Here is a 25595-nt window from a genome sequence, read left to right on the forward strand (position 1 = left end):
CCCCGGCCGCCGCGCGGGTCAGCGCGGGTCAGTGCACCCGCAGCATCTGCAGCGCCGGCAGCTGCCAGCCGAAGGTCAGCGCCGCCAGGCGCAGCGCGGCCACGCCGACCATGCCCAGCACGAAGGCCCAGCGCATCGGCACGCCCAGCGCCTTGAGCAGGAAGTACAGCGCGATGCCGCCGATCGCGGCGGTCGCGTAGATGTCCTTGCGCAGCAGCAGCGGCGCCTGGCCGCTGAGCACGTCGCGCAGCACGCCGCCGCCGCAGGCGGTCAGCGTGCCCATCAGCGTCGCGGGCAGCGGCCGGATGCCGTGCTCCTCGGCGATCTCGGTGCCGCACAGCGCGAACAGCGCCAGCCCCAGCGCGTCGGCCACCTTCAGCACCGCGATCGCGTGCTCCGGGAACGGCCCGACCGCCAGCGCCGCCATCGCGCTGGCCATGATCACCAGCAGGTAGCGCGTGTCCTTCATCCAGAACACCGGATGGCGGTTGAGCAGCAGGTCGCGCAGCGTGCCGCCGCCCACCGCCGTCATCGCCGCGATCACCATCAGGCCGAACAGGTCCAGGCCCGCCTGCATCGCGGCCAGCGCCCCGCTGACGGCGAACACCGCCACGCCCAGCAAATCGAACCAGTAGATCATCGGCATAGGGCGCGAAGTGTAGAGGCCGGCCCTTGAAACCGGGACCGCCGGTCCCATCTGCCGCCGCGATAATCCAGCCCCCGCCGGGCATGGTCCCGGCGATCCCTCCTTCCACATCCTTCTCACGAACGATGGACAAGCAAACCCATACCTTCCAGGCCGAGGTCAAGCAGATCCTGCACCTCGTGACGCATTCGCTCTACTCGAACAAGGAGATCTTCCTGCGCGAGCTGGTCAGCAACGCCTCCGACGCCTGCGACAAGCTGCGCTTCGAGGCGCTGGACCATCCGCAGCTGTTCGAGGACCAGCCCGAGCTCGAGGTCCGTGTCTCCTTCGACGCCCAGGCCCGCACCGTCACCATCAGCGACAACGGCATCGGCCTGTCCGCGGAAGAGGCCATCGCCCACCTCGGCACCATCGCCCGCAGCGGCACCCGCGAGTTCATGGCCAAGCTCGAAGGCGACCAGAAGAAGGACGCCAACCTGATCGGCCAGTTCGGCGTGGGCTTCTATTCCGGCTTCATCGTGGCCGACCGCATCACCGTCGAGTCGCGCCGCGCCGGCCTGCCGGCCGACCAGGGCGTGCGCTGGAGCTCGGAAGGCACCGGCGACTTCGAGGTCGAGACGATCACCAAGCCCGGCCGCGGCACCGACGTGATCCTGCACCTGCGCGAGGGCGAGGAAGAGTTCCTCAAGACCTGGCGCCTGAAGTCGACGATCGCGAAGTACTCGGACCACATCTCGCTGCCCATCCTGATGCGCAAGGAGGAGTGGGACGCCGACAAGGCCGAGCAGGTCCTCAAGGACGAGTGGGAGCCGGTGAACAAGGCCTCCGCGCTGTGGACGCGCAGCAAGAGCGACATCACGCAGGCCGAGTACGACGCCTTCTACCAGCAGATCAGCTACGACACCGAGGCGCCGCTGGCCTTCACGCACAACCGCGTCGAGGGCCGCAGCGAATACACGCAGCTGCTGTACATCCCGGCCAAGGCGCCCTTCGACCTGTGGAACCGCGACAAGCGCGGCGGCGTGAAGCTGTACGTCAAGCGCGTGTTCATCATGGACGACGCCGAGGCGCTGATGCCGGTCTACCTGCGCTTCGTCAAGGGCGTGATCGACTCGGCCGACCTGCCGCTGAACGTCAGCCGCGAGCTGCTGCAGGAAAGCCGCGACGTGAAGGCGATCCGCGAGGGCTCGACCAAGCGCGTGCTGGCCATGCTGGAGTCGCTGGCGAACAGCGAGGACGCCGGCGAGCGCGACAAGTACGCGCGCTTCTGGACCGACTTCGGCCAGGTGCTGAAGGAAGGCGTCGGCGAGGACCACGCCAACCAGGAGCGCCTGGTCAAGCTGCTGCGCTTCGCGTCCACCCATGCCGACACCGGCGTGAGCCTGGCCGACTACGTGTCGCGGATGAAGGAGGGCCAGGAGGCCATCTACTACATCACCGCCGACAGCCTGGGCGCCGCGAAGAACAGCCCGCAGCTCGAGATCTTCCGCAAGAAGGGCATCGAGGTGCTGCTGCTGACCGAGCGCGTGGACGAGTGGATGCTGTCCCACCTGTTCGAGTTCGAGGGCAAGCCGCTGCAGTCCGTGGCCAAGGGCGCGGTCGACCTGGGCAAGCTGCAGGACGAGGACGAGAAGAAGAAGGCCGAGGAAGCCGCCGAGCAGTTCAAGCCGATGCTCGAGCGGCTGAAGACCGCGCTGGAAGGCCGCGCCAAGGACGTGCGCGTGACGACGCGGCTGGTGGACTCGCCGGCCTGCGTGGTCGTCGAGGAAGGCGACATCAGCGGCCACCTGGCCCGCATGCTGAAGCAGGCCGGCCAGACCGCGCCGGTGTCGCTGCCGACGCTGGAGGTCAACCCCGACCACGCGCTGGTGAAGAAGCTGGGCGCGATCGAGGGCGAGGACGCCCGCTTCGGCGACCTGGCCCAGGTGCTGTTCGACCAGGCGCTGCTGGCCGAGGGCGGCGTGCTCGAGGACCCCGCCGCCTACGTGCGCCGCGTCAACGCGCTGCTGCTGGGCTGAGGCGCATCCGGCGCACTCGGCGCGCACTCGGCGCGCATCCGGCGTTCATCCGGCCGCGGGGCCGGTGGCGGCCGACAGCGTCGCCGCCGGCCTGACGGCCGGCCGCCAGACGAAAGGGTTGTCCGCGCCGCTCGCCGGCTCGAAGGCCGCCATCTCGGCGGCGAAGCGCGCGCTGCTCAGACGCCAAGCGTCCGGCGGGTGCGGCGAGGCGTCCGCCGGCGGTCCGGCACCGCGCCGGGCACCGTCCGCGTTCGCGCCTGGCTCCTGGCGCGCGAACAGCAGCGCGCCGTCGGCCGAGCGCGGGTCCGGTGCCACCCGCCAGTCGCGGCCTTCGTCCTCCCTCGCCATCAAGTCGACCAGCGGCGCCGGCAGCGCGGCCAGGCGCCACTGACCTCCCACGCCGCGATAGCGCAACAGCGCCGCGGCCGGTCCCGCGCCGTCCGCCGGCACCGCCGCGGAGGCTGGCGCCACATCGAGTACGCGCATCTCGTCCCATCCCTCCAGGTCGCCGATCCAGACGTCGGTGCCATCGCGCCGGGCCACCAGGCGCGAGCCGCGCGTGGTCAGCATCGGCAGGGCCGGCGCGCCGGACGGCGACGGCCAGCGCAGCAGTTCTCGGCCGCCGCCGCGCGTGATGCGCAGGTCCGGGTCGGGCACGTCGTCGTCGAGCGGATCGTCCGAGCCCGCCGTGTACGCGCCCTGGATCCGGATCAACCGGCCCGTCGCGCGCCGATGCACGAGCAGGTCGTCGCCTTCCATGAACACCTCGTCCTGGCGATCGCCGCGATCATCCAGGTCGATGCGCCGGGGCGCGCCGTCCGACTCCTCCAGCACCACGATCTCGTCCGCGTCCAGCGCGCCGGCCCCGTCCAGATCCACCGGCCGCCCGTTGGCCTGGATCAGCAGCGCGCGCAGCCGCGCCGTGCCGGCCGGGAACTGCCGCATCAAGGCCCTCAGCTCGGGATCGTCGGCCAGACGCAGCGGCGTGGTGTCGCCGTCGTCCAGGCTCGCGTACAGCATGCCGTCCTCGCTGAGGCGCAAGCGGGTGCGCCCCTGGGTGGTGGCGTCGAAGAGATCCGGGCCCAGTTCGAAGTGGGCATAGCCCTCCGGCGCCGCCGCGAGGGACAGTTGACGAAGCCACCAGGCGATCAAGCCGCGCGAGAAGCGCTGCAGCTCCAGCGAGGCCGGACCGGTCGCGAGCGCCGGCGGTGGCGCCGGGTCCGGCCGCAGTCCACGGGCCAGCAGTTCGCCGTCGCCGACGTAGGCCCAGTAGTCGTTCTCCACCCATTGGCCGTCGACCCGCGTCAGATGCGCGAAGCCGGTATCCGGCCGCAGCATCAGCAGCACATGGACGCGGCCGTCGGCGTCGGCCGCCTTGAAGAGATCGCCGGGCCGCCCGGGATCCTTCCAGGCTTCGCGGACGGCGCCGGGCGCGGGCACCAGCCGTTCCAGGGCCGACAGCAGCTGGCGGTTCACGAGGGCGTCCAGCGCCAGCGGCGACTGGGGGCTGGCGTCGGTCGAGAAGGCGTCCGAGATCCTCACCAGCCGGTCGCGCAGGGCTTCAGTGGCGGCCTCGCGCAGGCAGGCCTCGAGCGCGCTGCCCGGTGCCGCGTGCCGCGCATACCAGGCATCCAGCGGCAGTCCCTGCAGCGCGGCCTGGGCCTGCCAGAGCCGGAAGGTCGCGGCGTCGATCTCCAGCCCGGCCGCGCCTTCGTGGATCTGCCCCAGCGCGGCGGGTGACACCGCGCCGCGGGTGTCGCGCACCGTGAGGCCCGCGAGCTTGACCTGCTCCAGCAAGGACGCCGGCAATCCGGTCATCCGCTGCGGCGCCGAAGCGCCGGCGGCCGTCGCGCCCCAGGCCGCGAGCGCGCGCTGCAGTGGGCTTTCGGCCGCGGCGAGGGCGCGCGCGCCATGCAGGTCCTGGTCGAGCAGGTCGTCGAGATCCCGCATGAACAGCTGCAGTCCCGCGATCTGCACGTCGTAGAAGTCATCCGGCCCTTCGCGGTTGACCCCCCGGGCATCGGCCGTGGGCGCGAAGCGGTCGATGCGGATGTCGACGCCGGCATCGCGCAGCTGATGCACCAGCTGGAAGGAGGACTCGGGCGTCGCGCCCAGGCGTATCCACGCCGCGCCGGCGCCGGCCGCCCGATGGGTCTCGAGCAGGCGCCTGAGCTCGTCGAGGAGCCGCGTCAGCTCGCCGCGCTGCGTCTGGCTCAGGCGCGGCGGCAGGGCCTGCACGCCGGTGGGCGGCAACCCCTCCTCGAGGCGGGATTGCCCGTCCGCCAGCACCAGCCACTGCAGCGCGATCTCGACGTCGGGGGCGGACGCGCGGGCGTCCGGGCCGGCCTCGGCGAGCGCCGCGAAGGCCGCCATCCCCATCCGCGCCAGGTCGCGGGCCAGCGCCGGATCGCCGCGCAGCGGCACGCCGCCGTCCGCGTCCGCGCCCTGCCGCAGGCGGTCCAGCCGGGCCCACAGGGCGAGGTAGGTGGCGCCGCCGGACGGGCGCCGCGTGGGCGCCGAGCGATCGGCGAAGCGGATGTCCGTCAGCGGCTCGGGGCTGCCGGCGCCAGGCCCGGCGAGGTTCACGCCCGCGCCCAGCTGCGCCGTCAGGAAGTCCGTCAAGGCCTCCGCGGTCCACCCGGGGTGGTCGCGCAGCCATCGCAGCAGCGCCTGCTCGCCGGCCCCGGACAGCAGCTGCGGCGCCCGGATGAAGTCGCCGGACTCGCGGCGGAAGGTGTAGGTGACCGGCTGCAGGAAATGACCGCCGTCGTAACGGAGCGTGGGCCGGCCGTCCTCATCGATGCTGACCTGTCCGCCGTGCACGGGCGCGATGCCCCAGACGCCTTCCGCCGGCGTGGCCCCCGGCTTGAACAGCATCAGCTGGCGCTCGCCATGCAGCATGGCCTCGCCGGTGACGGGATCCATCAGGCCGGAGAGCGGCGCGCCGTCCCGCGAACTCGACAGCCGGATCGGATGGCGCAGTTCAGCCGGCGCCGCGGGGCGGAACAGGCCGGAGGCCGCGCCGCCATCGCCGCCATCGCCCCCATCGCCGCCGCCCTCCCGCCAGCGCAGTTGCCGCAGCGCCTCGTCGAGGGCCTGGACCGGACGCAGCGCCTCGCTCCATGGATCCAGCGCGAGCATCAGCGCCGCGTCGCGCTGCGTCAGGTCCAGCAGCAGGCGCACCCGCGGGGCTTCGGGGTCCAGCAACTGGATCACGGCGCCGTTCAGCGCCTCGAACTGGATCTCCTGTCCGCCCCAGCGCAGGCCGCGGCGTCCGTCGCCCTGCAGATCCAGCAGCTCCAGCGGCTTGCCGCCGCTGGCCAGGCCGCCCTTGAGCAGCACGGTCCAGACATCGCGTCCCCGTTCGGACGGCAGGATCCGGACCGGGTTGCGCACCGTGCCGTCGGATGGCAGCGCCAGGATGTAGCGCCCGCCGCGGCCGATCAGCCGCAGATGCACCAGCGACTGGTCCAGCGGCCGGATGGCCTGGCGGCGGTCGTCGTCGAAGGTGAAGGAGACCGACTCCGCCTCCGACCGCGATGGCAGCGCGAGCACCCTCGGCTGGTCGTCCAGCACCACCTCGCACAGCGTGGGACGGTACTCGTAGCGCCACTGGTCGGCGGACTTGGCGAAGCTGCCGGAGCTCACGTAGTCGCCGACGAAGCGCGCGTCGGTGTTCCGCTGCATGCGCTCGATGAGCTCGTCGTGGGTCAGCGCGAAGTCGCCGCCCGCCCGCGACGAGGAATAGCCCTCGTAATGGATGTCCACCGATGGCGGCGTCAGCAGCAGCAGCACCAGGCTGGGGTCGAGCAGCGGCTCGGCCAGCGCGGCGCGCGGGACCGGCAGGCGCCCGGGTTTGTGCATCGCCGTCCACAGGTCCAGGTCCAGGCCGCGGCGCGCGTACTCCGCCTGCCGGTCGGAACCGTCCTGCACCCACCAGTCGTGCAGCCGCGTGCCGCCGAACTGGAAGTACAGCTGATGCGGATGCAGCGCCGAGGCGCCCAGCGCCGCGTCGGCGAAGCTCACCATCCGGGCCTGGAAATCGATGCGCCGGATCGGCGCCCAGCCGTTGATGAGCAGCACCTCGTGCGGCGCGCCGGCCTGCGCCCGGATCCGCCGCAGCGGCGCGTCGTAGCCCCGGTCGATCTGATGCAGCGGGCGGAAGTCGCGGTCGACGCGGGCCCGGGCGCCGGATACCGCCTCGTTGAGCGCGCTGATGCCGATCGCCAGGCCCGCCAGCGGCACGGCCAGGCCCTCGGCCACGAAGGCGAGCAGGGCCGCGCCGGCAAGGTCCGCGGCGGCCGCCAGGCCGGCCAGCATCGATCCCGCCGCGTCCAGCGCGAAGCGCACCGCCGCGCGCGACACGGCCGCGCTGTTGCCGGTGTCCAGCGCCTGGATCAACTGCTGCAGGTCGAGCGCCACCACGCCGGTCTGGACCAGCGCGTTCAGTTGGGCCAGGGCCCGGGCCAGGCGGGTGCTGAGGTGGCTCGTCGCGGCCAGTTCCGCGCCGGCGCCGGCGCTGATCGCCGACTCGATGGCGGCGGCCATCGCGGCGGTGTCGGCCGCCGCCTGCAAGCCGCCCTGCGTCAGGCCCAGGTACCAGAGCGCGCGCTGGTACTGGTCGCCGCCCGCCGCGCCGCCCGCCAGGTCGAGCAATCCCAGCGCCAGCATGCCCAGGTTGAGCAGGTCCATGCCGGAGCCCTGGATGCCGGCCGGCCCCCGCTGGTCGATCCAGGACAGGCCGCCCTCGATCCACGCCATCCCGGCGCGAAGCGCGCGCCGGTCCGCGGGCGCGGTGACGGTGCGCTGTTGCGTGCGGCCGGTCGCCAGCTCCAGGTAGGTCAGCGCCGCGGTCCCATCGGCCCGCTCCTCCAGGCGCGGCAGCAGCACCCAGCCGGCGGGACGCCGCGCATCGATCACTTCGAGGAAGCGGCGGCGCAGCGCGAGCCGCTCCGTGACCCGCGCGTTCGACAACATCGCGCCGCGGCCGGTGGGCAGCCGGTCCGCGCCGTGCGCCAGGATGCCGCAGCAGGCGCTGTCCGCCAGCGCGCCGGCGCCGCCGCCCGGGAAGCGGTCCCGGACGTGGATGCCGCCGGTGGCGGCATCGCGCTGGAACACCCAGGTGGTGCCCGCGGCCCGGCGCCTGGGCGCGACCGCGGGATGCGGACGCGTGGCCCGGCGCAGGCGCTGGCGGCCGTAGTCCAGGATCAGCGTGTCGGAGTAGACCATCGTCTCCATGTCGGGCTGGCCCAGCGCCAGCGCCGCCGCGGCGGCGGTGAACTCGCGCCCGTAGCTGCGCTGCACGGCGGGCGTCTCCAGCGCGCAACTGAGCAGCGTGACGCGGGACACCTTCGGCAGGCGGCCGAGCCGGCGCATCAGCCGGCTCAACTGATCGGCCAGCGCGGGCGCGGAGCGTCCGCTCAGCAGCCGCTCCTTGGTCAACCACGAGGTGTGGCCATGACCATTCACGATGAGCTTGATCCGCGCCTGCGGCGGCGCGTTCGCGAGCAGCGACCGGCCGCGGACGATCTGGTACTCGCCGCTCTCGTGCAACCGCACCCAGACGAGGTCGTCCGGGTGGATGCGGCTGAGCGTCGCCCCGGTCGCGAGCATGACCGGGTCGTCCTCCATCTGGATGAAGATCCGCAGGCGCGTGCTGCGCGCGTCCGGCGCCGTGTCCGCCGGCAGGCGGGCGGTGTCCGTGCCGCCGGCGCCATGCCAGTCGGCGAGCGCGCGCCGCAGCGGCCCCTTGAAGGCCGGCTCGCCGTAGATGTGCCGGATCACGGCGGCGCCGTGGGGCGCGAAGCACCAGCGGCCGCCGCGGCCGCGCTTGACCACCGGGATGTTGCCGACCGTGAACTGGTCCTGCGTCAAGGTGGCCTCGCGCGGCAGCCGCTCGGCGTGGAAGGGCATCGGATCCCCGAACACCGCCACGCTGAAGGCGTCGAGCATCTCCAGTTGGCGGTTCTGCGCGCGGATCTGCTCGGCGGTCGCGTCCGCGGGCACCGGCGGCAGGCGCAGCACGGCGCGCGGCGCGCCGGGGCCCTCGAAGCCGCTCAGCAGCACCTGGCCGGCCTGCCGGTCCAGGGTCTGGTCCAGGTCGGGCGCGAGCGTGTGGAAGAGCGGCAGCGGCCGGTCCGCCGAGGCGGGCAGCAGCGCCGGGGGCGGCGCGCCGGCCGCCTCGAAGGCCTGCCAGCGCGAGAGCAGCAGCGCCTGCAAGCGCGCCTCGCGCTCGGTGGCGTAGAGGCCCGGCGTGACGCGGTCCCACGCCGCGACATCGTCCGGCTGCCGGGAGAGGAAGCGCATCGGCCCGATCATGTCCAGACGCGACAGCGCGCGCAGCGGTCCCCACAACGCCCGCAGCATGCGCAGGTGCGCCTTCGAGCGCGCATCCGTCGCGACCGTGAGCGCGCCCAGCCGGTCGGCGTCGACGAGGAAGGGCAGTCCGGCGGCACCCGCGTAGAGCGCGTTGCCCACGATCTTCGCCGCGACGAGGCGGTCGATCAGGGCCGCCGCGGGCGAGCCGCCGATCGAGCGCTCGATGCTGTTCGCGGCCATCAGCAGGGCGTCCGCGAGCAGGGCGCTGGCGCGGTGCACCGAGGACCTCACATCCAGCAGCGGGGACGCAGGGGCGCCCAGCGTGGCCAACGCCACGTCGCCGATCGTCCAGGGCTGCAGCGTCGCCTCGATGGACAGGGCCTGCGGCTGGAAGATCGCCGTGGACAGGGTGTCACGCGGGCCGCCTCCGCCGAGCAGGTCCGCATAGCGTCCGTCCAGGGCCGCGGCCACGATGCGCTCCGCCAGGCCGTTCAGGAAGCGCCGTTCGCCGGCCTGGATCCGCGCTTCCTTCAGCCGGCCGATCAGCAGCTCCAGCACCTCGTTCCGGCAGGCTTCCCGGACGCTCTCCAGCACCTCGACGGACACCGCCAGCGAGGGCTGCATGGCGTGCTGCGCCGCCAGCAGGATCACGCGCAGCCGGCCCTCCTCGGTCTGGAGCGACGGATCGTCCCAGGTCGAGGTGAGCAGCCGCAGCACGGCCGCGCGGGTTCCGCCGCTGTCGCGTGTCTGGGGCGGCGGCGCCGGAACGGGAGCCGGAGCGGGAGCCGGAAGGGGCGCTGGAACCTGGGGCCGTTTGTCGCGCGCCGCCGGTTCCGGCAGCGCGACGCGCAGGCGCATCGGGGAGGGAGGGGCTGGCATGGGCGCGCTTCTCGCAAGGGGAGCGCCTCAGTCGTGCGGGCGAATCCACCCGGACCGGCCGCCGCGATGCCCCAAGCCGGCGCTTCGCGCCCCGGCCGCTGCCCTGGATCAGTAGGGCGCTGCCCCGGCTCGCGCGGTGTCCGCCTGCATGGCGTCCAACTGCTCGCGCAGCTTGACGACCTGGTCGCTCCAGTAGTTCGGCGTGCCGAACCACGGGAAGGCCAGCGGGAAGGCCGGGTCCTCCCAGCGCCGCGCCAGCCAGGCGCTGTGGTGGATCATCCGCTGCGTGCGCAGCGCTTCCACCAGGCGCAGTTCGCGCCAGTCGAATTCGCGCACGCTCTCGTAGCCGTCGAGCAGCGCGTCGAGCTGCCGCCGCGCCGCCTCGGGCTCGCCCGACAGCAGCATCCACAGGTCCTGCACCGCCGGTCCCTGCACGGCGTCGTCCAGGTCGACGAAGTGGGGGCCGCGGTCCGGCGTCCACAGGATGTTGCCGGGATGGCAGTCGCCGTGCAGGCGCAGCGCGCGCCGGTCCGGCAACCGGTCGAAGGCGGCGTCGATCGCGTCGATGCAGCGCGCCGCGGCGTCATGCCAGTTCGCCGACAGCTCCGGCGCCAGCGTGTCGTGGTCACGCAGCCAGTCGCGGGCCTCGCGGGCCGGCGCGGCGCTGTTCCACGCCAGCCGGTGGCGGAAGGGCTCCGCCGCGCCGACGTCGTGCAGCCGGGCCAGGAAGCGCCCGATCCAGCGCAGCACCTCGGGGTCCTCGAGTTCGGGCGCGCGGCCGCCCTGGCGCGGCGTGACCGCGAAGCGCTGGCCCTCGAAATGGCCCAGCGTGGCGGCCGCGCCGCCGATCGCCAGCGTCAGCGGCGCGACGACCGGGACCTCGGCCTCGGCCAGCGCGCCGGCGAACGCGTGTTCCTCCAGGATCTGCGCGTCGGTCCAGCGGCCCGGGCGGTAGAACTTCGCCACCACCGCCGCGCCGTCCTCCAGATGGGCGAGCAGCACGCGGTTCTCGTAGGAGTTCAGCTGCAGCAACCGGCCGTCGGGGCGCAACCCGGCGTGCTCGAGCGCGTCCAGCATCAGTTCGGGCGTCAGGAGGCCGAAGCCGGCCGGGGAATCAGTCATGGAGGGACGGGCGGACGCGGCGATGACGCCGGGGCGCCGTCAGGTCCGCCGGGAAAGCGGGGCAGGGCGCGTAGCTTAGCGCCGCACGAAGCGCGGTGAGTCGACGACCACGCCGCCGATCTCGGGATCCGGCATGTCGCCGGGCAGCGTGGGGAAGTCGCGGCCGAACTGGGATTCGCGATACGGCTCGCGAGAGGGCGCGTCCCGCAGCTGCGAGTCCCGCAACTGCGAGTCCCGGAATCCGCCGCCGTCATGGGCGCCGGCGCGCGGCCGGTAGCCGCGGGCGCGCGGTTCGGCTGGCGCCAGCGGCGCCTGCTGCGTCTCGCCGCCATAGGCGTCGTAGCGGCTGTCGGGGGCGAAGAAGGAATCGCTGAACACCGGCGAATCGTTCCACAGCGTGTTGCGCGCGGCTGGCGCGGCCGGGGCGCCGCGGCGCGCGCTGGCGGGGAGACCGGCGGCCTGGCCCGCGCCGGCGTGCGCCGGGCGCGGCATCGCCGCCATGCCGCCGCGGCTGCCCTGGTTGCTGTAGGGCACCAGCAGCTGGAGCTCGGTCGCGCTGGGCAGGTTGTCCACGGAGGAGCGCAGGTAGCGGATGCGGCAGGCCGCCAGCACCGCCTGCTTGATCTGCAGGCTGCGCGTGGAGCCGGGGCGGTCAGTCTCGATGTCGATCGCCGCCAGCACCCGGCCGTTGGGGCTGCAGATGGCGAAGTTCACGCTGATGCCGCCCAGCAGCTCATACCAGTAGCGGACGTCGCGCGCCTCGGTCGGCTGGCAGAAGCGCACCATCGGCAGTTTGCACATCACGACATGGTGCGGGAGCGCCTCGCGCAGCAGGCGGAACACGCGGCGTTCGTCGGCGCTGAAGACCGGCCGCGGGCTCAGCGACCACTCGGTGGGCAGCGGCTTGCGCTCGCGCCGCGGGCGGCGCAGCAGCAGCGCGGCGAGCAGGCCCGCCACGGCCAGCGCCGACAGTCCCGCGATGATCCACGGCAACGTGTTCTGCATATCCCAACGAACTGGACGGAGGAGGGGCGCCTCGGGCGCCAAGCGCTCGCGCGGCGGCGATATCACGGCAACTGCCGTGCACCGTACCGGCGATGGGCGCGAATGTAGCGGAAACTCGTTACAAAATGCATCCTCTTTCCCCCCTGGATCCGGGTGGGACCGGCGGAATGATCCGGCGGATGTGCGATCAGCGTTTCGGATCGTCGCCGGCGGCCCGGTCGCGGACCTTGCGGATGCGCGACTTGACTTCCGCCACGCCGTCCAGGAACTGGCCGACGGTGCGCATGTGGCGCTTGAACTGGAAGTCCCATTCCGCCATGTGGCGCTCCAGCGCCTCGTCGACGTGCGAGGACACCGAATCCGGCGGCAGGCGCAGCCAGGCCTCGGACTCGCCGCCGTCGCGCTCGACGGCCGCGCCGGCGTTGCGGGCGATCTTCAGCATCGGGGCGTTCTCGCTGAGCGCGTGGATGAACAGCGTGTCGATGCCGCGGTTGCGCGCGTGCAGCGCGGCGCGCTCGAACAGCCGGCCGCCGAAGCCCTTGCCGCGCGCGCTGGTGGCGACGGAGACGCCGAACTCGGCCATCGCCGGGCGCCCCTTGATCTGCGGCGCCGGCGCGTAGGCCAGGTGCGCCACCGCGATCAGCTGCAACCGGCGGTTGAAGATGCCCAGGACCTCGTCGCGGACGAAATCCAGGCCGGCCACGTACTTCTCGATCTGCTCGTCGCGCGCCGGGTAGCCGAAGCGCAGGTAGCGGTCGCGTTCGCCCAACGCCAGCAGGTGCTGGAGGATGCGCTGGCGGTGGCGCCGGCCCAGCGAGCGGATCGGCACCCAGCCGGTCCAGCGCGCCAGCATCGACCGGGGACTCCAGCGCGATGGCGGGTCCTGCGCCGGGGCGGTCGGCTTCGAGGACGCGGGAGGCGGATCGGACGGGGTGGGCATGGCGGGCGGGGCAGTGCGCACGGATGCTAGCGGGGAACGGCGCCGGCGCGGCTTCGAAGCGGTCAGGAATGGATCGGGAACGGCCTGATTTGGCCTTTCCGGGCGGTTCTGCTAGACTCGCCGGCTTTCCCGTTCCCAAGGCAGCGGGAGAAACGTCCGTGAGAGGCCGCGCGATTCACGTCGCCATAAGCGTGCACCGAGCGTACGGGGGCAGATCGCCCGGATTCAAGCCTTTTGAAAGAACCTCATGAAGACCTTCAGCGCCAAGCCGGCCGAAGTGACGCACGAGTGGTTTGTGATTGACGCCACCGACAAGGTGCTCGGACGTGTTGCCAGCGAAGTGGCACTCCGTTTGCGCGGCAAGCACAAGGCCATCTACACGCCTCACGTCGACACCGGTGACTTCATCGTCATCATCAACGCCGAGAAGCTCCGCGTCACCGGCAACAAGGCCACGGACAAGGTGTACTACCGCCACTCGGGTTTCCCGGGCGGCATCTACGCCACCAAGTTCAAGGACATGCAAGCCAAGCATCCGGGCCGCGCCCTGGAAAAGGCCGTCAAGGGCATGCTGCCCAAGGGGCCGCTGGGCTACGCGATGATCAAGAAGCTGAAGGTGTATGCGGGCGACACGCATCCGCACACCGCCCAGCAGCCCAAGGCTCTGGAAATCTAAGGAGCGGAGATGATCGGAAACTGGAATTACGGTACCGGCCGTCGCAAGTCGTCTGTGGCTCGTGTCTTCATGAAGAAGGGCACTGGCCTGATCACCGTCAATGGCCGCTCGATCGAGCAGTACTTTGGCCGTCAGACGTCGATCATGATTTCTCGCCAGCCGCTGCTGCTGACGAACAATGGTGAAGCGTTCGACATCAAGATCAACGTGCATGGTGGCGGCGAGTCCGGCCAGGCCGGTGCTGTCCGTCTGGGCATCACCCGCGCGCTGATCGACTACGACGCAGCCCTGAAGCCCGAACTGAGCCGCGCCGGCTTCGTCACGCGTGACGCGCGTGAAGTCGAGCGTAAGAAGGTCGGTCTGCACGGCGCCCGTCGCCGGAAGCAGTTCAGCAAGCGCTGATCGACTTCCGTTCGCTGGTGGAATCCGGGTTGGGATTCCATTGGCGACGAAAGCCCCAGGACAAGGCCGCTGCTTTCAGCGGCCTTGTTTTTTGGCAGAAGCGCGGTATGTGGCGAACATGTCCGGGCCAGGGCTTATCTCCAAGCAACGGGCAGGCGTCCGGGTGCTTTGACATAATTCCCGCCATTCCTCCGACACAACAGGATCCACGATGAGCGCAGTCCTCGAAACCCAAACCACCGGCATGGGCGACATGCCGGCTCCGCTGGTCTTCACCGACAGCGCGGCCGAGAAGGTGCGCGAGCTGGTGCTGGAAGAAGGCAATCCTGAGCTGAAGCTGCGCGTGTTCGTGCAGGGCGGTGGCTGTTCCGGCTTCCAGTACGGCTTCACCTTCGATGAAGCGGTGAACGACGACGACACGCAGATGAACAAGAACGGCGTGACGCTGCTGATCGACGCGATGAGCCTGCAATACCTGGTCGGCGCCGAGATCGACTACAAGGAAGACCTGCAAGGCGCCCAGTTCGTGATCAAGAACCCGAACGCGCAGACGACCTGCGGTTGCGGTTCCAGCTTCTCGGTGTGATCGCAGGGCGCCTCGACGGCGCCCTTGCTGAATGACATGGACCGCCCTCGGGCGGTCTTGTCGTTTCTGCGGCTGGCGGAGGAGCGGAGCGCCGTCTCAGGCCGGCGTGTAGCTGCCCAGCACGCGAAGCCCAGAGGCGCCGGTCGCCGCGGGCAGGTTGCCGGATAGGCCGCGCACATGGCGCATCGCCAGCCATGCGAACGCCGCGCCTTCCACCTGCATGGGCGGCAGGCCGCGGGCCGCGGTCGTGTCGACCGCGATCGCGGGCATCAGGGCCTGGAGCCGAGCCAGCAGCGCGTGGTTGAAAGCGCCGCCGCCACAGACGAGCAGTTCGCGCCACTCGCCCGGCGCGAAGGCGATCAGGCTGTCCGCCACGCAGCGGGCGCTCAATTCGAGCAGCGAGGCCTGGATGTCGACGGCGGAGATGTTCGGGGCATGGGCCGCGATCTTCGCGTCCAGCCAGCCCAGATGGAACAGATCCCGTCCGGTGCTGCGCGGCGGTGCTTGATGGAAATAGGGTTCGGCGAGCAGCGCTTCCAGCAGTCCCGCATGGACCTCGCCCTGCGCGGCCCATTGGCCGCCCGCGTCGTAGGGGGCGCCTTGATGACGATGAATCCAGCCGTCCATCAGGCAGTTGCCCGGGCCGCAATCGAAGCCGCCGCTGCGGCCATCGGCCCAGAGCAGGCTGACGTTGCTGATGCCGCCGATGTTCAGGACGACCACATCCGCGCCTTCCCGGGCCAGTACCGCGCGATGGAAGGCGGGCACCAATGGCGCGCCCTGTCCGCCGGCGGCGATGTCACGGCCGCGCAGGTCATGGACGACCGCCATCCCGCTGAGTTCGGCGAGCAGCGGCGCGTTCAGCAGCTGGATCGTGAAACCGGTGCCGTCGAACTCGCCCGGTCGATGTCGCACGGTCTGCCCATGCGCGCCCACGGCGCGGATCTGCTGCGGCACCAGGCGGTGGGACGTCAGCAGCGCCTGGCAGGCCTGCGCGTATGTTCGGGAGATGGCATTGGCGGCGAGCGCGCCGCGTTGGAGCTCATGCCCGCCAGGGCTGTTCAGCGCGAGGAGTTCGGTCCTCAATTCATCGCCGAACGGCTGATATTCATGCGCAAGGGCCTGGACGCGGCCATCGGCCTCGGCGCGCAGCAGAACGGCGTCGACGCCGTCCAGCGAGGTGCCGGACATCAGTCCGATGTAAAGCTCGGCGCCGGGCGTCGTCATGGTCGAGAACTCGCGGCGGAGCGTCTCGCCGGCCGGCTTACTCGCCGACGACGCCTTCGTTGATCGAGGCGGCCGCCGCGAGCTGCACCTTGGCGCTCACGACCTGCGCCTTGAAAGCGGCCTTGGCGGTTGCCGGCAGCGTCACGGCCTCGGAAGCACGGGCGATCACGCGCGGATCCTGCTGCTTGCCGTCGACGCGGAACTCGAAGTGCAGGTGCGGGCCGGTGGCCCAGCCGGTGGCGCCGACGGCGCCGATCTTCTGGCCCTGCTCGACCTTCTGGCCCTTCTTGACGTCGATGCGGCTCAGGTGCGCGTAGACCGTCATGCGGTTGCCGCTGTGCTTGAGCTGGATCACGTTGCCGAAGCCGTTCTGCCAGCCGGCGAACTCGACGTTGCCGTCGCCGACGCTGCGCACCGCGGTGCCGGTCGGGGCGCCGTAGTCGATGCCCTGGTGCTGGCGCCAGGTCTGCAGGATCGGATGGAAGCGCATCGCGAACCCGGAGGTCACGCGCGAGAACTCCATCGGGCTGGCCAGGAACGAGCGGCGCTTGCTCTCGCCGTCGAAGCCGTAGTAGTTGCCCTTGCCGCTGGCCGGATCGCGGAACCAGACCGACTGGTAGCTCTTGCCGTTGTTGACGAACTCGGCGGCCAGCAGGCGCCCGGCGCGGTTGCCCCAGGTGATGGGCTCGCCGTCGGCGGTCAGCGTCTCGTAGACCATCGAGAAGCGGTCGCCCTTGCGCAGCTCGCGATGGAAATCGATGTCGCCGGAGAACATGTCGGCCAGTTGCGTCGCGATGGCGTCGGGCACGTTGGCCTCGTCGGTCGCGGCGAACAGCGAGGACTGGATCGTGCCGCTGCCCAGGCGGGTCTGGGTCTCGAGCGGCGCGGTCTCGATCTTCGAGACGAACTTGTCGCCCTGGCGCGTGACGCTCAGGCGGGTGAAGTGGGTGTCCTGCTGCTCGGCCGACTCGGCGGCGTAGCGGGCGACCAGACTCTGCACCTCGCCGCTGGCGGTGGCCACGACCTGCACGCGCTTGCCGACGCGGCCGGTCAGCAGCTTCTTCGCGACCTCGTCGCTGCGCAGGAAGGCGGCGGCGGCGGCATCGGAGGCGCCCATGCGCTTGAGCAGCGAATCGGCGGTGTCGGCGGCGCGGGTGATGTCGCTGCGCGAGAGGCCCGGATCGAACGCGGCCAGCTCGGCCAGTTGCTCGTCCAGCGACTGCAGCGGGATGGATTCGGAGATGACGGTCTGCGGCAGGTCGGCGGCGTCAGGGGCCATCGGCGCGACGCCGAAGGCGGTGACCGCGAAGCCGCTCAGCACGCCGACCACCGTGCCGGTCAGGGCGCGGGGGTGTTTGGCCGCGAAGGATTCGGCGCGAGCGAGGGTGCGCTGCACGCGCTGCCATTCGTCAGTCCAATTCATCACGCGCCAAAGACCTTCTTTCTGGAGCCTGGAACCCCGTCCGCCGCCACGCCGGATCAGCGTGGCCCGAACGGCCCGTGTGCCGGATTCACCGCCCTGTAAAGCGAAGGACGCCGGAGGGCGTCCACTAGAATCGCGCTCTTGCGGTGCAGCATCCGGATGGGCATGGTTTTTGCCCTCTGGCGCGCCCCGCAAAACAGCCGGCAGTATACCGGCGACCCCGGGAGACAGATGTCTAGAAAACCCGGCAAATCAAGACTTTACGTAACCCCGTGCGGGCTCCGAAGCGCCATGTCTGAAATCCGAACCGAGTCCTCCACGACCCCCGAATTCCCGATCACCGACCGGGTCCGGCAGGCGCTGCAGCAGTCGCTGCGCGGCTGCGACGAGCTGCTGCCCCAGGACGAGTGGGTGAAGAAGCTGGCGCGGTCGGAGGCGACGCGCCAGCCGCTGCGGATCAAGCTGGGCCTGGACCCGACGGCGCCCGACATCCACATCGGCCACACGGTGGTGCTGAACAAGATGCGCCAGCTGCAGGACCTGGGCCATCAGGTGATCTTCCTGATCGGCGACTTCACGTCGACGATCGGCGACCCCTCGGGCCGCAATGCCACGCGCCCGCCGCTCACGCCGGAGCAGATCAAGCACAACGCCGAGACCTACTACAAGCAGGCCAGCCTGGTGCTGGACCCGGCGCGGACCGAGATCCGCTACAACAGCGAGTGGTCCGACCCGCTGGGCGCGCGCGGGATGATCCAGCTGGCGGCCAGGTACACGGTGGCGCGCATGATGGAGCGCGACGACTTCACCAAGCGCTACGCGGCGGGCACGCCGATCTCGGTGCACGAGTTCCTGTATCCGCTGATGCAGGGCTATGACTCGGTGGCGCTGAAGTCCGACCTGGAGCTGGGCGGCACCGACCAGAAGTTCAACCTGCTGATGGGCCGGCACCTGCAGGCCGAGTACGGCCAGGAGCCGCAGTGCATCCTGACGATGCCGCTGCTGGAGGGGCTGGATGGCGTCGAGAAGATGTCCAAGTCCAAGAACAACTACGTGGGCATCACCGAGCCGGCGAACAGCATGTTCGCGAAGATCCTGTCGATCAGCGACGTGCAGATGTGGAAGTGGTTCGACCTGCTGAGCTTCCGCTCGATCGAGGAGATCGCCGCGCTCAAGCGCGAGATCGAGGGCGGCCGCAATCCCAAGGAAGTGAAGGTGATGCTCGCCAAGGAGATCACCGCGCGCTTCCACAGCGCGGCGGCGGCCGACGCGGCCGAGGCCGATTTCGACAACCGCGCCAAGGGCGGCATCCCGGACGACATTCCCGAGCTCAGCCTGAGCGGTGCGCCGATGGGGATCGCCGCCTTGCTGAAGGCCGCGAACCTGGTGCCGTCCAACGGCGAGGGCAACCGGATGATCGAGCAGGGCGGCGTGAAGATCGACGGCACGACGATCAGCGACAAGGGGCTGAAGGTCGAGGCCGGCACGATGGTGCTGCAGGTCGGCAAGCGCAAGTTCGCGCGCGTGACGCTGAGCTGAGCCCAGCCCGACCGCGGCGCTCGATGAAGAACGGGAGGCGCGGGCCTCCCGTCTTCCTTGGCGCCTACTGCTTGATGGGCCGCGGATAGGGGCCCGGCTTGGCGGCCTTGACCGGATCCTTGGCGATCGCGTCCTTGAGCCAGGAGATCGCCGCGTCCAACTGCGCGTCCTGGCCATTGGCGGTGGCGCGCGGCGGGTTGTCCACGGTGATGTCGGGCGTCACGCCCTTGCCCTCGACGAGGAACTGCCCGTCGACGGTGATCTGGCCGTTCTCGGCGGCGCGCATCAGGCCGTTGTCCATCAGCCGGTTCTGGTCGGACAGCCACACGCCGGCGCCCGAGGTCGTCACGCCGATGACCGGCCCCAGGCCCAGTCGCTTGAAGCCCTCGGAGAAGGTCTCGCCGTCGGAGTAGGTCTCCTCGTTGGCCAGCACGACGACCTTGCCGCGGAACACCTGCTGCATGTTCGGATAGGCCTTGGCGCCGTGCGGCGAGCGCGGTTGCCAGAAGGCCCAGGCGCGGCGCAGCAGCGTCTGCAGGATCCAGCTGTCGATGTTGCCGCCGTTGTTGTGGCGCACGTCGATGATCAGGCCCTCGCGCTCGCTCTGCGCGTAGAACTCGCGGACGAAGTCGCCGATGTCGTCCCGCGTCATCGCGCGCAGGTGCAGGTAGCCGATCTTGCCGTTGCTGGCGGTGTCGACGATCCGGGCGCGGCCATAGCGCCAGTCGTCGACCCGCAGCTGGCCCTCGCGGCGCAGGTCGACGGGGGTGACGACCACCGGGCGTTCCTTGCCCGAGGGTTCGCGCACCTGCAGCAGCACCTGCTTGCCGGCCTGGCCGCGCATCAGCTCGCTGGGATCGGGCGCCTGGGCGGCGTCGCGGCCGTTGATCTGCGTGATCACGGTGCCCACCGGGATGTGGAGCCCCGGGGCGGCGAGCGGGCCGGCCTCGGACGGCAGCTCCGGATCGCCGCTGAAGATGCGGGTGACCTTCCAGCCCTTGGCATCGCGCTCGAGTTGCGCACCCAGGCCGGCGAAGCCCGGTTCCTCGGCGCCCTTGCGGGTCTCGCCTGGCGCGACCTGGCTGTGCAGCAGGCTCAGCTCGCCGACCATCTGCGCCATCACCTCGGCGAGCTCATTGCGCTCGGTGACGCGCTCGACCAGCGGGGCGTACTTGGCGCGCATGGCGGCCCAGTCCACGCCCTGCATGTCCCTGTCGTAGAAGAAGTCGCGCTGCATGCGCCAGGCGTCGCTGAACATCTGACGCCATTCGGCCTTGGGATCGACGGCGATCTGCCAGTCGGTCCAGCGCACGCGGGCCTTGTCGAGGTCGCCCGGAATGCGCGGGCCGGCGTCGACGATCAGGATCTCGGGCGCGGCGCCGGGGGCGGCCGGGCGGCGGATCATGAGCTTCTTGCCGTCGGCGCTGAGGTCGAAGGCGGCGACCTGCTCGGCGAAGGTGTCGACCTTGGTCTCGCCCGGGCCGATCGGCAGCTGGCGCAGCGCGCCGGCCTCATGCAGGTACAGGCGCTTGGAGTCGACGGCCAGGCCGCTGTAGTTGGCCGCGGCGATGGGCACCTCGTACAGGCGCAGCGACAGGCCCGGGATCTGGATCTCCGGCTTGCCCTTGGCGGACGGTTTCTCCTCCTTCACCGCGGCGGCCTTGGCCTGATCGACCTTCTGCTTGGACTCCTTGTTGTCGGGCTTGTCCTTCTCCTGCTCGCGGACCTCGGCCTCTTCCTTGGCCTTCAGGCCTTGCAGTTCGTCGGGTTGCGCGAACGGGAAACGCAGGCCCGGTTGAAGCGCCAGCGCGTAGACCTTCCAGCCCTTGTCGAAGTAGGGACCCATGTTGCGGTCGCCCCAGGGACCGGGGTTGCCGGTCACGCTGAAGGTGCGGCGCGAGAGGAAGTACAGCCACTGGCCATCGGGGCTGAAGGCCGGCGCGGTGGCGGCGTAGCGGTCGCTGCCGAGCTGGTGGACCTTGCCGTCGGCGACGGTCAGCAGCAGCAACTGCTCGCGGTAGGGGTTGCTGGTGGAGCGCGTGAACGCGAGCGACTTGCCGTCGGAGGCCCAGGTGATGGAGGAGGCGCCGTCGCCGGAAGGGTCGCGGTCGACCTCGCGGGTGGCGGCGGCGCGGCTGGGGTTCTTCAGGTCGGTGAGGAAGAGCCGGCCCTCCTTGTCGGTGTGCGCGATCCAGCGGCCATCGGGCGAGGGCACCAGCGCGCGCCGCATCGCGGTGGCGCCCTCGGTGACCTGCCGGGGCTGGCCGGCGCCGTTGGCGGCGAAGCGCCAGATCTCGATCTCGCCGCTGTAGTCGCACAGCGCGAAGACCTCGCGGCTGTCGGCGCTGAAGGCGGCGTCGCGGCAGCGGCCGGCGTCGCCGAGCGCGGCGGGCACCGGCAGCTCGGCGCGGCGCAGCGGGCCCACGCCCTGCGTGGCCAGGCGGCCGCGGGCGGTCAGCACGACCTGCTCGCCGTTGGGCGACAGCGAGACGCCGGTCAGGAAGTCCTGCGGCCGGCTGATCCAGCGCTTGCGTTGCTGGTCGAAGTCGCCGCCCAGCGCGATGGCGAGCTTCTGCTCGGGCGCGTCGGCGGCGAGGTCCAGGCGGTAGAGGTCGGCGCCGGCGGCCAGGATGGCCTGCGTGCCGTCGATGCTGGCGTGGCGCACGTCCCAGCCCTTGAAGCGGGTGTGCTGGCGCGGGTCGGAGCCGTCGGCCTTGACGGACCAGACGTTGAAGCTGCCGTCGCGGTCGGACAGGAAGGCGACGCGGGCGACGCCGGACGCGTCGGTGTAGGGCATCGGGCGGCGGTCGTTGGCGCCTTCGGCGACGAGGGGCCTGGCCTCGGCGGTGCCGGCCAGGTCCATCACCCAGAGCCGGGCGAGGGCGCCGCCGCGGTACTGGCGGGCGTTGTCGCCGCGCAGGCCGTTGCGGGTGAAGTACAGGGTCTTGCCGTCGGCGCTGAGCGCGCCATCGCTGGCCTGGCCGACGGGCAGCGCGCGGTGCGTGCCGGTGGCGATGTCCACGAGGTGGAGCTGGGTGCCGGGTTCGCCGCGCTCGGTGTTGCCGCTGTAGAGGATCTCGTTGCGGGCGGTGATGCCCCAGACGCGCACGGCGCCGGTGTCCCAGGTCAGACGGCGGGGCACGCCGCCGGCGGCGGGCATGACGTAGACGTCGCTGGCGCCTTCCTGCTGGCCGGTGAAGGCGATCCAGCGGCCGTCGGGCGAGAGGGCCGGGAAGGTCTCGGCGCCGCCGTGGGTCGTCAGGCGTTGCGCGGTGCCGCCGGCCGTGGAGACCTGCCAGAGATCGCCCTCCGCGACGAAGACGACGCGATCGCCGCGCAGCGCGGGCATGCGGTAGAAGCCCAGCGAGGGGTCGGTGGTGGCGGGCCTGGCGGCGACGGTGCGCGCGGTGGCGTCGGCGGTGCCGGCAAGAGCGGCCGAGCTGGAGACTGTGGAGCTGGCCTCGGCGGCGATGGCGAGGGTGGCCATCGAGCAGGCCGTGGCGATGGCCAGGCGGCGGAACGAAATGCGCATTGCGGGGTCTTCCTTGCGGGAGGGGCCGGCCGGACGGCAGCCGGAAGTCATGCGGCGCGGATTCTGGCGCCGGGCGGGGCGTCAGCGGTTCGTCACCCCCATGGTGACGTGGCCGGCGGGGACGTGCGGGACGGCGTTCTGGATGTGGCCGTGCTGGTCGTCGAAGAAGAAGTCGGGCTCGAACTCGCGCAGGAACTCGCCCTTGGGCAGGCCGCCGAGGAACATGGCCTCGTCGACCTCGACCTCCCAGTCCATCAGCGTGCGGATGGCGCGCTCATGGGCGGGCGCGCTGCGGGCGGTGACCAGGGCGGTGCGCAGGCGCATCGGCGCGGCGGCGGCCTGCAGCCGCTGCAGCGCGTGCAGGACCTCCTTGAAGGGACCGGCGGGCAGCGGCGTCAGCTTGCGCTCGCGCTCATGGGCCTGGAAGGCGTCGAGGCCGTCGCGCTGGTAGATCTGCTCGGCCTCGTCGGAGAACAGGACGGCGTCCCCGTCGAAGGCGATGCGCAGCTCGTCGGGATAGGCGGCCGAGGCGCGCGCCGATTGCGGAAAGACGCGGGCTGCGGCCACGCCCGCGGCGAGGGCGGAGCGCACGTCGTCCTCGTTGGTGGAGAGGAACAGATCGGCCTTGAGCGGGCGCAGGTAGCGCCAGGGGCTCTGGCCGCGGGTGAAGACGCCGCGCTCGATGGACAGGCCGTAATGCTGCGCGGAGCGGAACACGCGCATGCCGGAGATCGGGTCGTTGCGCGACAGCACGACGACCTCGACGCGAGGGGTCTGGCCGGTGGCGTTGAACGCGAGCAGCTTGCGCGCGAGCGAGAAGGCGGTGCCGGGCTTGGCGGGGTCGTCCAGGCGCTGCTGCTGCAGCCGCATGTAGGCGCGGTCGTCGCTGTTCTCGAAGAGCTGGTTCTCTTCCTCGAAGTCGAACAGCGCGCGGGAGGAAAGGGCCACCACCAGGCGGCCGTCGAGGGAGGCGGGCATGGCGGACATGATAGTTAGAACAGAACGCTTGACCGATACCCTTCTCATTCCTCCGCAGGTGGACTATATGCGGAGGTGCTCGTGATTACCCGTTGATCACGAGGAAGGAAAATCCCTCAAGATACTGCCACTGCGGAACTGCAGCACAGCTGGCATAAGAGGATGTCGTACTGATGGTCAGCGCTCGGCCAGACGATTGCGCATTCAAGACGGTCGCATAAATCGACTTGCACGTTTCGGGCGTCACGCCTTGAGGTGTTGTCGTCTTCAGGCTGCACAGGCGCGGCCAAATTAATCCGCCGACGTTGGAAATAAGCACGTCACCCGTCGCTGGCTCAATCGCAGGTGCTACGGGAACGCCTTGACAAGTTACTGCGTAGCTTGATTGGGAGAGCAGGACGCCCAACAGAGCGATGGCAATGGTCTTTTTCCTATTGGTCATTTTGTTTTCCAGGTAAAGCTATTGAATGAGGTAAGTGGTGAGCAGGTCTTTTGTACGCTTTCGAATCGAAATGAGGGGGTCAGGAGCTGTAGGCTGCACCACATTGAATCGAAAGGTGGACGGCGTCTTATCTACCGACGGAAAGACGTTGACCTCGATTTCGTAATTTCCGACGGGAAGGGCGCCTAGGGAGACTGTCTGTGCTCCCCCCCAAGCATAGAAGCTTCCTAAAACGTAGTTGTTAGACAGATTGAGCGTCACAGTGCCGACCTTCTGATTGGTGGGGCGCAATATTATGTCTGGTGAAATTGTCACGAAGTCGTTCAGGCATATCCCATCCATGTAGCGGGACTCCGTGGCGATGACCTGTAAATTGAGAGAAATCGACTGGCCAACAACAAACGAATTGGCGGGACCACTGCCCACGGAAGTCCCCCATGCACACGGTGCCAGAAAGCCAGTGGCGGACACTGAGCCGCAAACACCTAGAAGTGTCAGCGCTACTCCGGCGCGTAGGTCAAGAAGCTTGTTTTTCATTCTCTCCTCATGAATTGGATGTGGCAAACCGGCGCCCAACCTCGTTTAAACACGGGATTAATGGATCAGGCGCAGAGCCGCCAATCACCTGCCGTGGGAGGTGCGGCCTACTGCGTCGCCAGCTTGTTCATGTCCATGATCGGCAGCAGCACCGACAGCACGATCAGCATCACCACGCCGCCCATCGCCACGATCAGCAGTGGCTCCAGCAGCGTCGCCAGCGTCATCGCGCGGCGCTTGACCTCGTTGCCCAGCTGCCGCGCCGCGCGCTGCAGCATGTCGGGCAACTGGCCGGTCTGCTCGCCCAGCCGCGCGAACATCGACAGCAGCCCCGGGAAACGCTTCTTGCCCGCCAGCGCCGCGCCCAGCGGCGCGCCCTCGCGCACCTGGGCCAGCGCATCCAGCGCGTCCGCGCGCATCGCCTGGTTGGACAGCGTCTCCGCCGCCGCCTGCAGCGCCTTCAGGATCGGCACGCCCGCGCCGGCCAGCATCGCCAGCGTCCCCGAGAAGCGCGCCGCGTTGTAGCCGCGCGAGAGCCGGCCCAGCAGCGGCAGGTTCAGCCATGCCGCGTCGAAACGCTGCCGCGGGCCCTCGCGCTTGAGGATCTGGCGCATGCCGAAGAACGCCGCCGCCAGCACCGCCACGATCGCCAGGCCCCAGGTCCGCATCACGTCGGACAGGCCCATCATGATCCGCGTCAGCAGCGGCAGCGTCTGCTTGGTCTGCGTGAACACCTGCGCCACCTGCGGCACCACGTAGGTCAGCAGGAAGCTCACCGCCAGCACCGCGATGATGCAGACGATCACCGGATACGCCAGCGCGCCGAACAGCTCCGAGCGCAGCCGCTGCTGTTCCTCCAGGTCGTCCGCCAGGCTCTCCAGCACCGGGCCCAGCGCGCCGCTCTGCTCGCCGGCCGCGACCACCGCGCGGTAGACGTCGTCGAACTCGCGCGGCGCGATCGCCAGCGCCCGCGCGAACGACGAGCCCGCGTTGACCTCCGACTTCAGCTGCGACATCAGCTCGCGCTGGCGCGGATCCTCGGCCTCGTCGGCCAGCGCCGACAGCGAGCGCTCCAGCGGCAGCCCCGCCGACACCAGCCCCGCCAGTTGCCGCGTCCACACCGTCAGCCCCGCCGCCTTGAACGCGCGCCGCGCGAAGCGCGACTGCTTGCCGGCCGGCGCCGCCACCGGCTTGACCTCCATCGGCACCAATCCCTGCGCGCGCAGCTGCGAGCGCGCGGCTTTCACGGTGTCCGCCTCCAGCAGCCCCTGTCGGGGCTTGCCGGACGCGTCCAGGGCGTCGTACTTGAAGGCGGGCATCGCTCG

The 25595-nt window shown here is 70.6% G+C and carries 17 protein-coding genes; 5 read left to right on the forward strand and 12 right to left on the reverse strand.

Translation table 11 applies throughout. The features are described from left to right. Positions 1 to 28 precede the first annotated feature (28 nt). Positions 29 to 646, reverse strand: a complete 618-nt coding sequence (locus tag ACEN96_RS04940) for a trimeric intracellular cation channel family protein (RefSeq protein WP_495586942.1) — start codon at positions 644 to 646, stop codon at positions 29 to 31. A gap of 125 nt (positions 647 to 771) precedes the next feature. Here ACEN96_RS04940 and htpG point away from each other — a divergent pair, with 125 nt between their 5' ends. Beyond that, positions 772 to 2664 (forward strand): molecular chaperone HtpG, encoded by a 1893-nt coding sequence (gene htpG / locus ACEN96_RS04945; protein ID WP_495586943.1) that lies wholly within the window; start codon positions 772 to 774, stop codon positions 2662 to 2664. A 45-nt stretch (positions 2665 to 2709) separates the two neighbouring features. On the opposite strand, the gene ACEN96_RS04950 is transcribed toward htpG, so the two are convergent. The 4 genes from ACEN96_RS04950 to ACEN96_RS04965 all read right to left on the reverse strand — a co-directional run bounded on the left by ACEN96_RS04950 (position 2710) and on the right by ACEN96_RS04965 (position 12928). Next, complete coding sequence (locus ACEN96_RS04950; RefSeq protein WP_495586944.1) at positions 2710 to 9861, reverse strand: C80 family cysteine peptidase; 7152 nt, start codon at positions 9859 to 9861, stop codon at positions 2710 to 2712. A 108-nt stretch (positions 9862 to 9969) separates the two neighbouring features. Then, on the reverse strand, positions 9970 to 10983 hold the full coding sequence (locus tag ACEN96_RS04955) for a serine/threonine protein kinase (RefSeq protein ID WP_495586945.1): 1014 nt from the start codon (positions 10981 to 10983) through the stop codon (positions 9970 to 9972). Positions 10984 to 11058: 75 nt separating this feature from the next. Next, complete coding sequence (locus ACEN96_RS04960; RefSeq protein WP_495586946.1) at positions 11059 to 11988, reverse strand: DUF2726 domain-containing protein; 930 nt, start codon at positions 11986 to 11988, stop codon at positions 11059 to 11061. A 187-nt stretch (positions 11989 to 12175) separates the two neighbouring features. After that, entirely contained in the window at positions 12176 to 12928 is a 753-nt protein-coding gene (locus ACEN96_RS04965; protein WP_495586947.1) for a GNAT family N-acetyltransferase, read from the reverse strand. A 247-nt stretch (positions 12929 to 13175) separates the two neighbouring features. Here ACEN96_RS04965 and rplM point away from each other — a divergent pair, with 247 nt between their 5' ends. The 3 genes from rplM to erpA all read left to right on the forward strand — a co-directional run bounded on the left by rplM (position 13176) and on the right by erpA (position 14592). Next, positions 13176 to 13604: a 50S ribosomal protein L13 gene (gene rplM, locus ACEN96_RS04970; RefSeq protein ID WP_067065533.1), complete on the forward strand. Its 429-nt coding sequence runs from the start codon at positions 13176 to 13178 to the stop codon at positions 13602 to 13604. A gap of 9 nt (positions 13605 to 13613) precedes the next feature. Further along, positions 13614 to 14006 carry a 30S ribosomal protein S9 gene (gene rpsI / locus ACEN96_RS04975; protein ID WP_495586948.1) on the forward strand — a complete coding sequence of 131 codons (393 nt, stop codon included), beginning with the start codon at positions 13614 to 13616 and terminating at the stop codon, positions 14004 to 14006. Positions 14007 to 14217: 211 nt separating this feature from the next. Then, complete coding sequence (gene erpA / locus ACEN96_RS04980) at positions 14218 to 14592, forward strand: iron-sulfur cluster insertion protein ErpA (RefSeq protein WP_343636636.1); 375 nt, start codon at positions 14218 to 14220, stop codon at positions 14590 to 14592. A 96-nt stretch (positions 14593 to 14688) separates the two neighbouring features. Here erpA and ACEN96_RS04985 read toward each other — a convergent pair whose 3' ends face one another. Next, a complete protein-coding gene (locus ACEN96_RS04985; RefSeq protein WP_495586949.1) occupies positions 14689 to 15819 on the reverse strand; it encodes an anhydro-N-acetylmuramic acid kinase in 1131 nt (376 codons plus the stop codon). A 37-nt stretch (positions 15820 to 15856) separates the two neighbouring features. Further along, complete coding sequence (locus ACEN96_RS04990; RefSeq protein WP_495586950.1) at positions 15857 to 17242, reverse strand: M23 family metallopeptidase; 1386 nt, start codon at positions 17240 to 17242, stop codon at positions 15857 to 15859. 291 nt (positions 17243 to 17533) lie between these two features. On the opposite strand from ACEN96_RS04990, the gene tyrS reads away from it, so the two are divergent. Further along, positions 17534 to 18781, forward strand: a complete 1248-nt coding sequence (gene tyrS, locus ACEN96_RS04995; protein WP_495586951.1) for a tyrosine--tRNA ligase — start codon at positions 17534 to 17536, stop codon at positions 18779 to 18781. Positions 18782 to 18845: 64 nt separating this feature from the next. On the opposite strand, the gene ACEN96_RS05000 is transcribed toward tyrS, so the two are convergent. The 5 genes from ACEN96_RS05000 to gspF form a co-directional block, all read right to left on the reverse strand. After that, a complete protein-coding gene (locus ACEN96_RS05000; RefSeq protein WP_495586952.1) occupies positions 18846 to 22313 on the reverse strand; it encodes a S41 family peptidase in 3468 nt (1155 codons plus the stop codon). Positions 22314 to 22394: 81 nt separating this feature from the next. Then, on the reverse strand, positions 22395 to 23291 hold the full coding sequence (locus ACEN96_RS05005) for a 5'-nucleotidase (protein ID WP_495586953.1): 897 nt from the start codon (positions 23289 to 23291) through the stop codon (positions 22395 to 22397). Between the two features lie 85 nt (positions 23292 to 23376). Further along, complete coding sequence (locus ACEN96_RS05010) at positions 23377 to 23733, reverse strand: hypothetical protein (RefSeq protein WP_495586954.1); 357 nt, start codon at positions 23731 to 23733, stop codon at positions 23377 to 23379. Positions 23734 to 23751: 18 nt separating this feature from the next. Continuing rightward, complete coding sequence (locus ACEN96_RS05015) at positions 23752 to 24270, reverse strand: hypothetical protein (protein WP_495586955.1); 519 nt, start codon at positions 24268 to 24270, stop codon at positions 23752 to 23754. A gap of 107 nt (positions 24271 to 24377) precedes the next feature. Beyond that, a complete protein-coding gene (gene gspF / locus ACEN96_RS05020; RefSeq protein WP_495586956.1) occupies positions 24378 to 25589 on the reverse strand; it encodes a type II secretion system inner membrane protein GspF in 1212 nt (403 codons plus the stop codon). Between the last annotated feature and the right edge of the window lie 6 nt (positions 25590 to 25595).

Source organism: Roseateles sp. Mitsp63 (genome assembly GCF_059491535.1).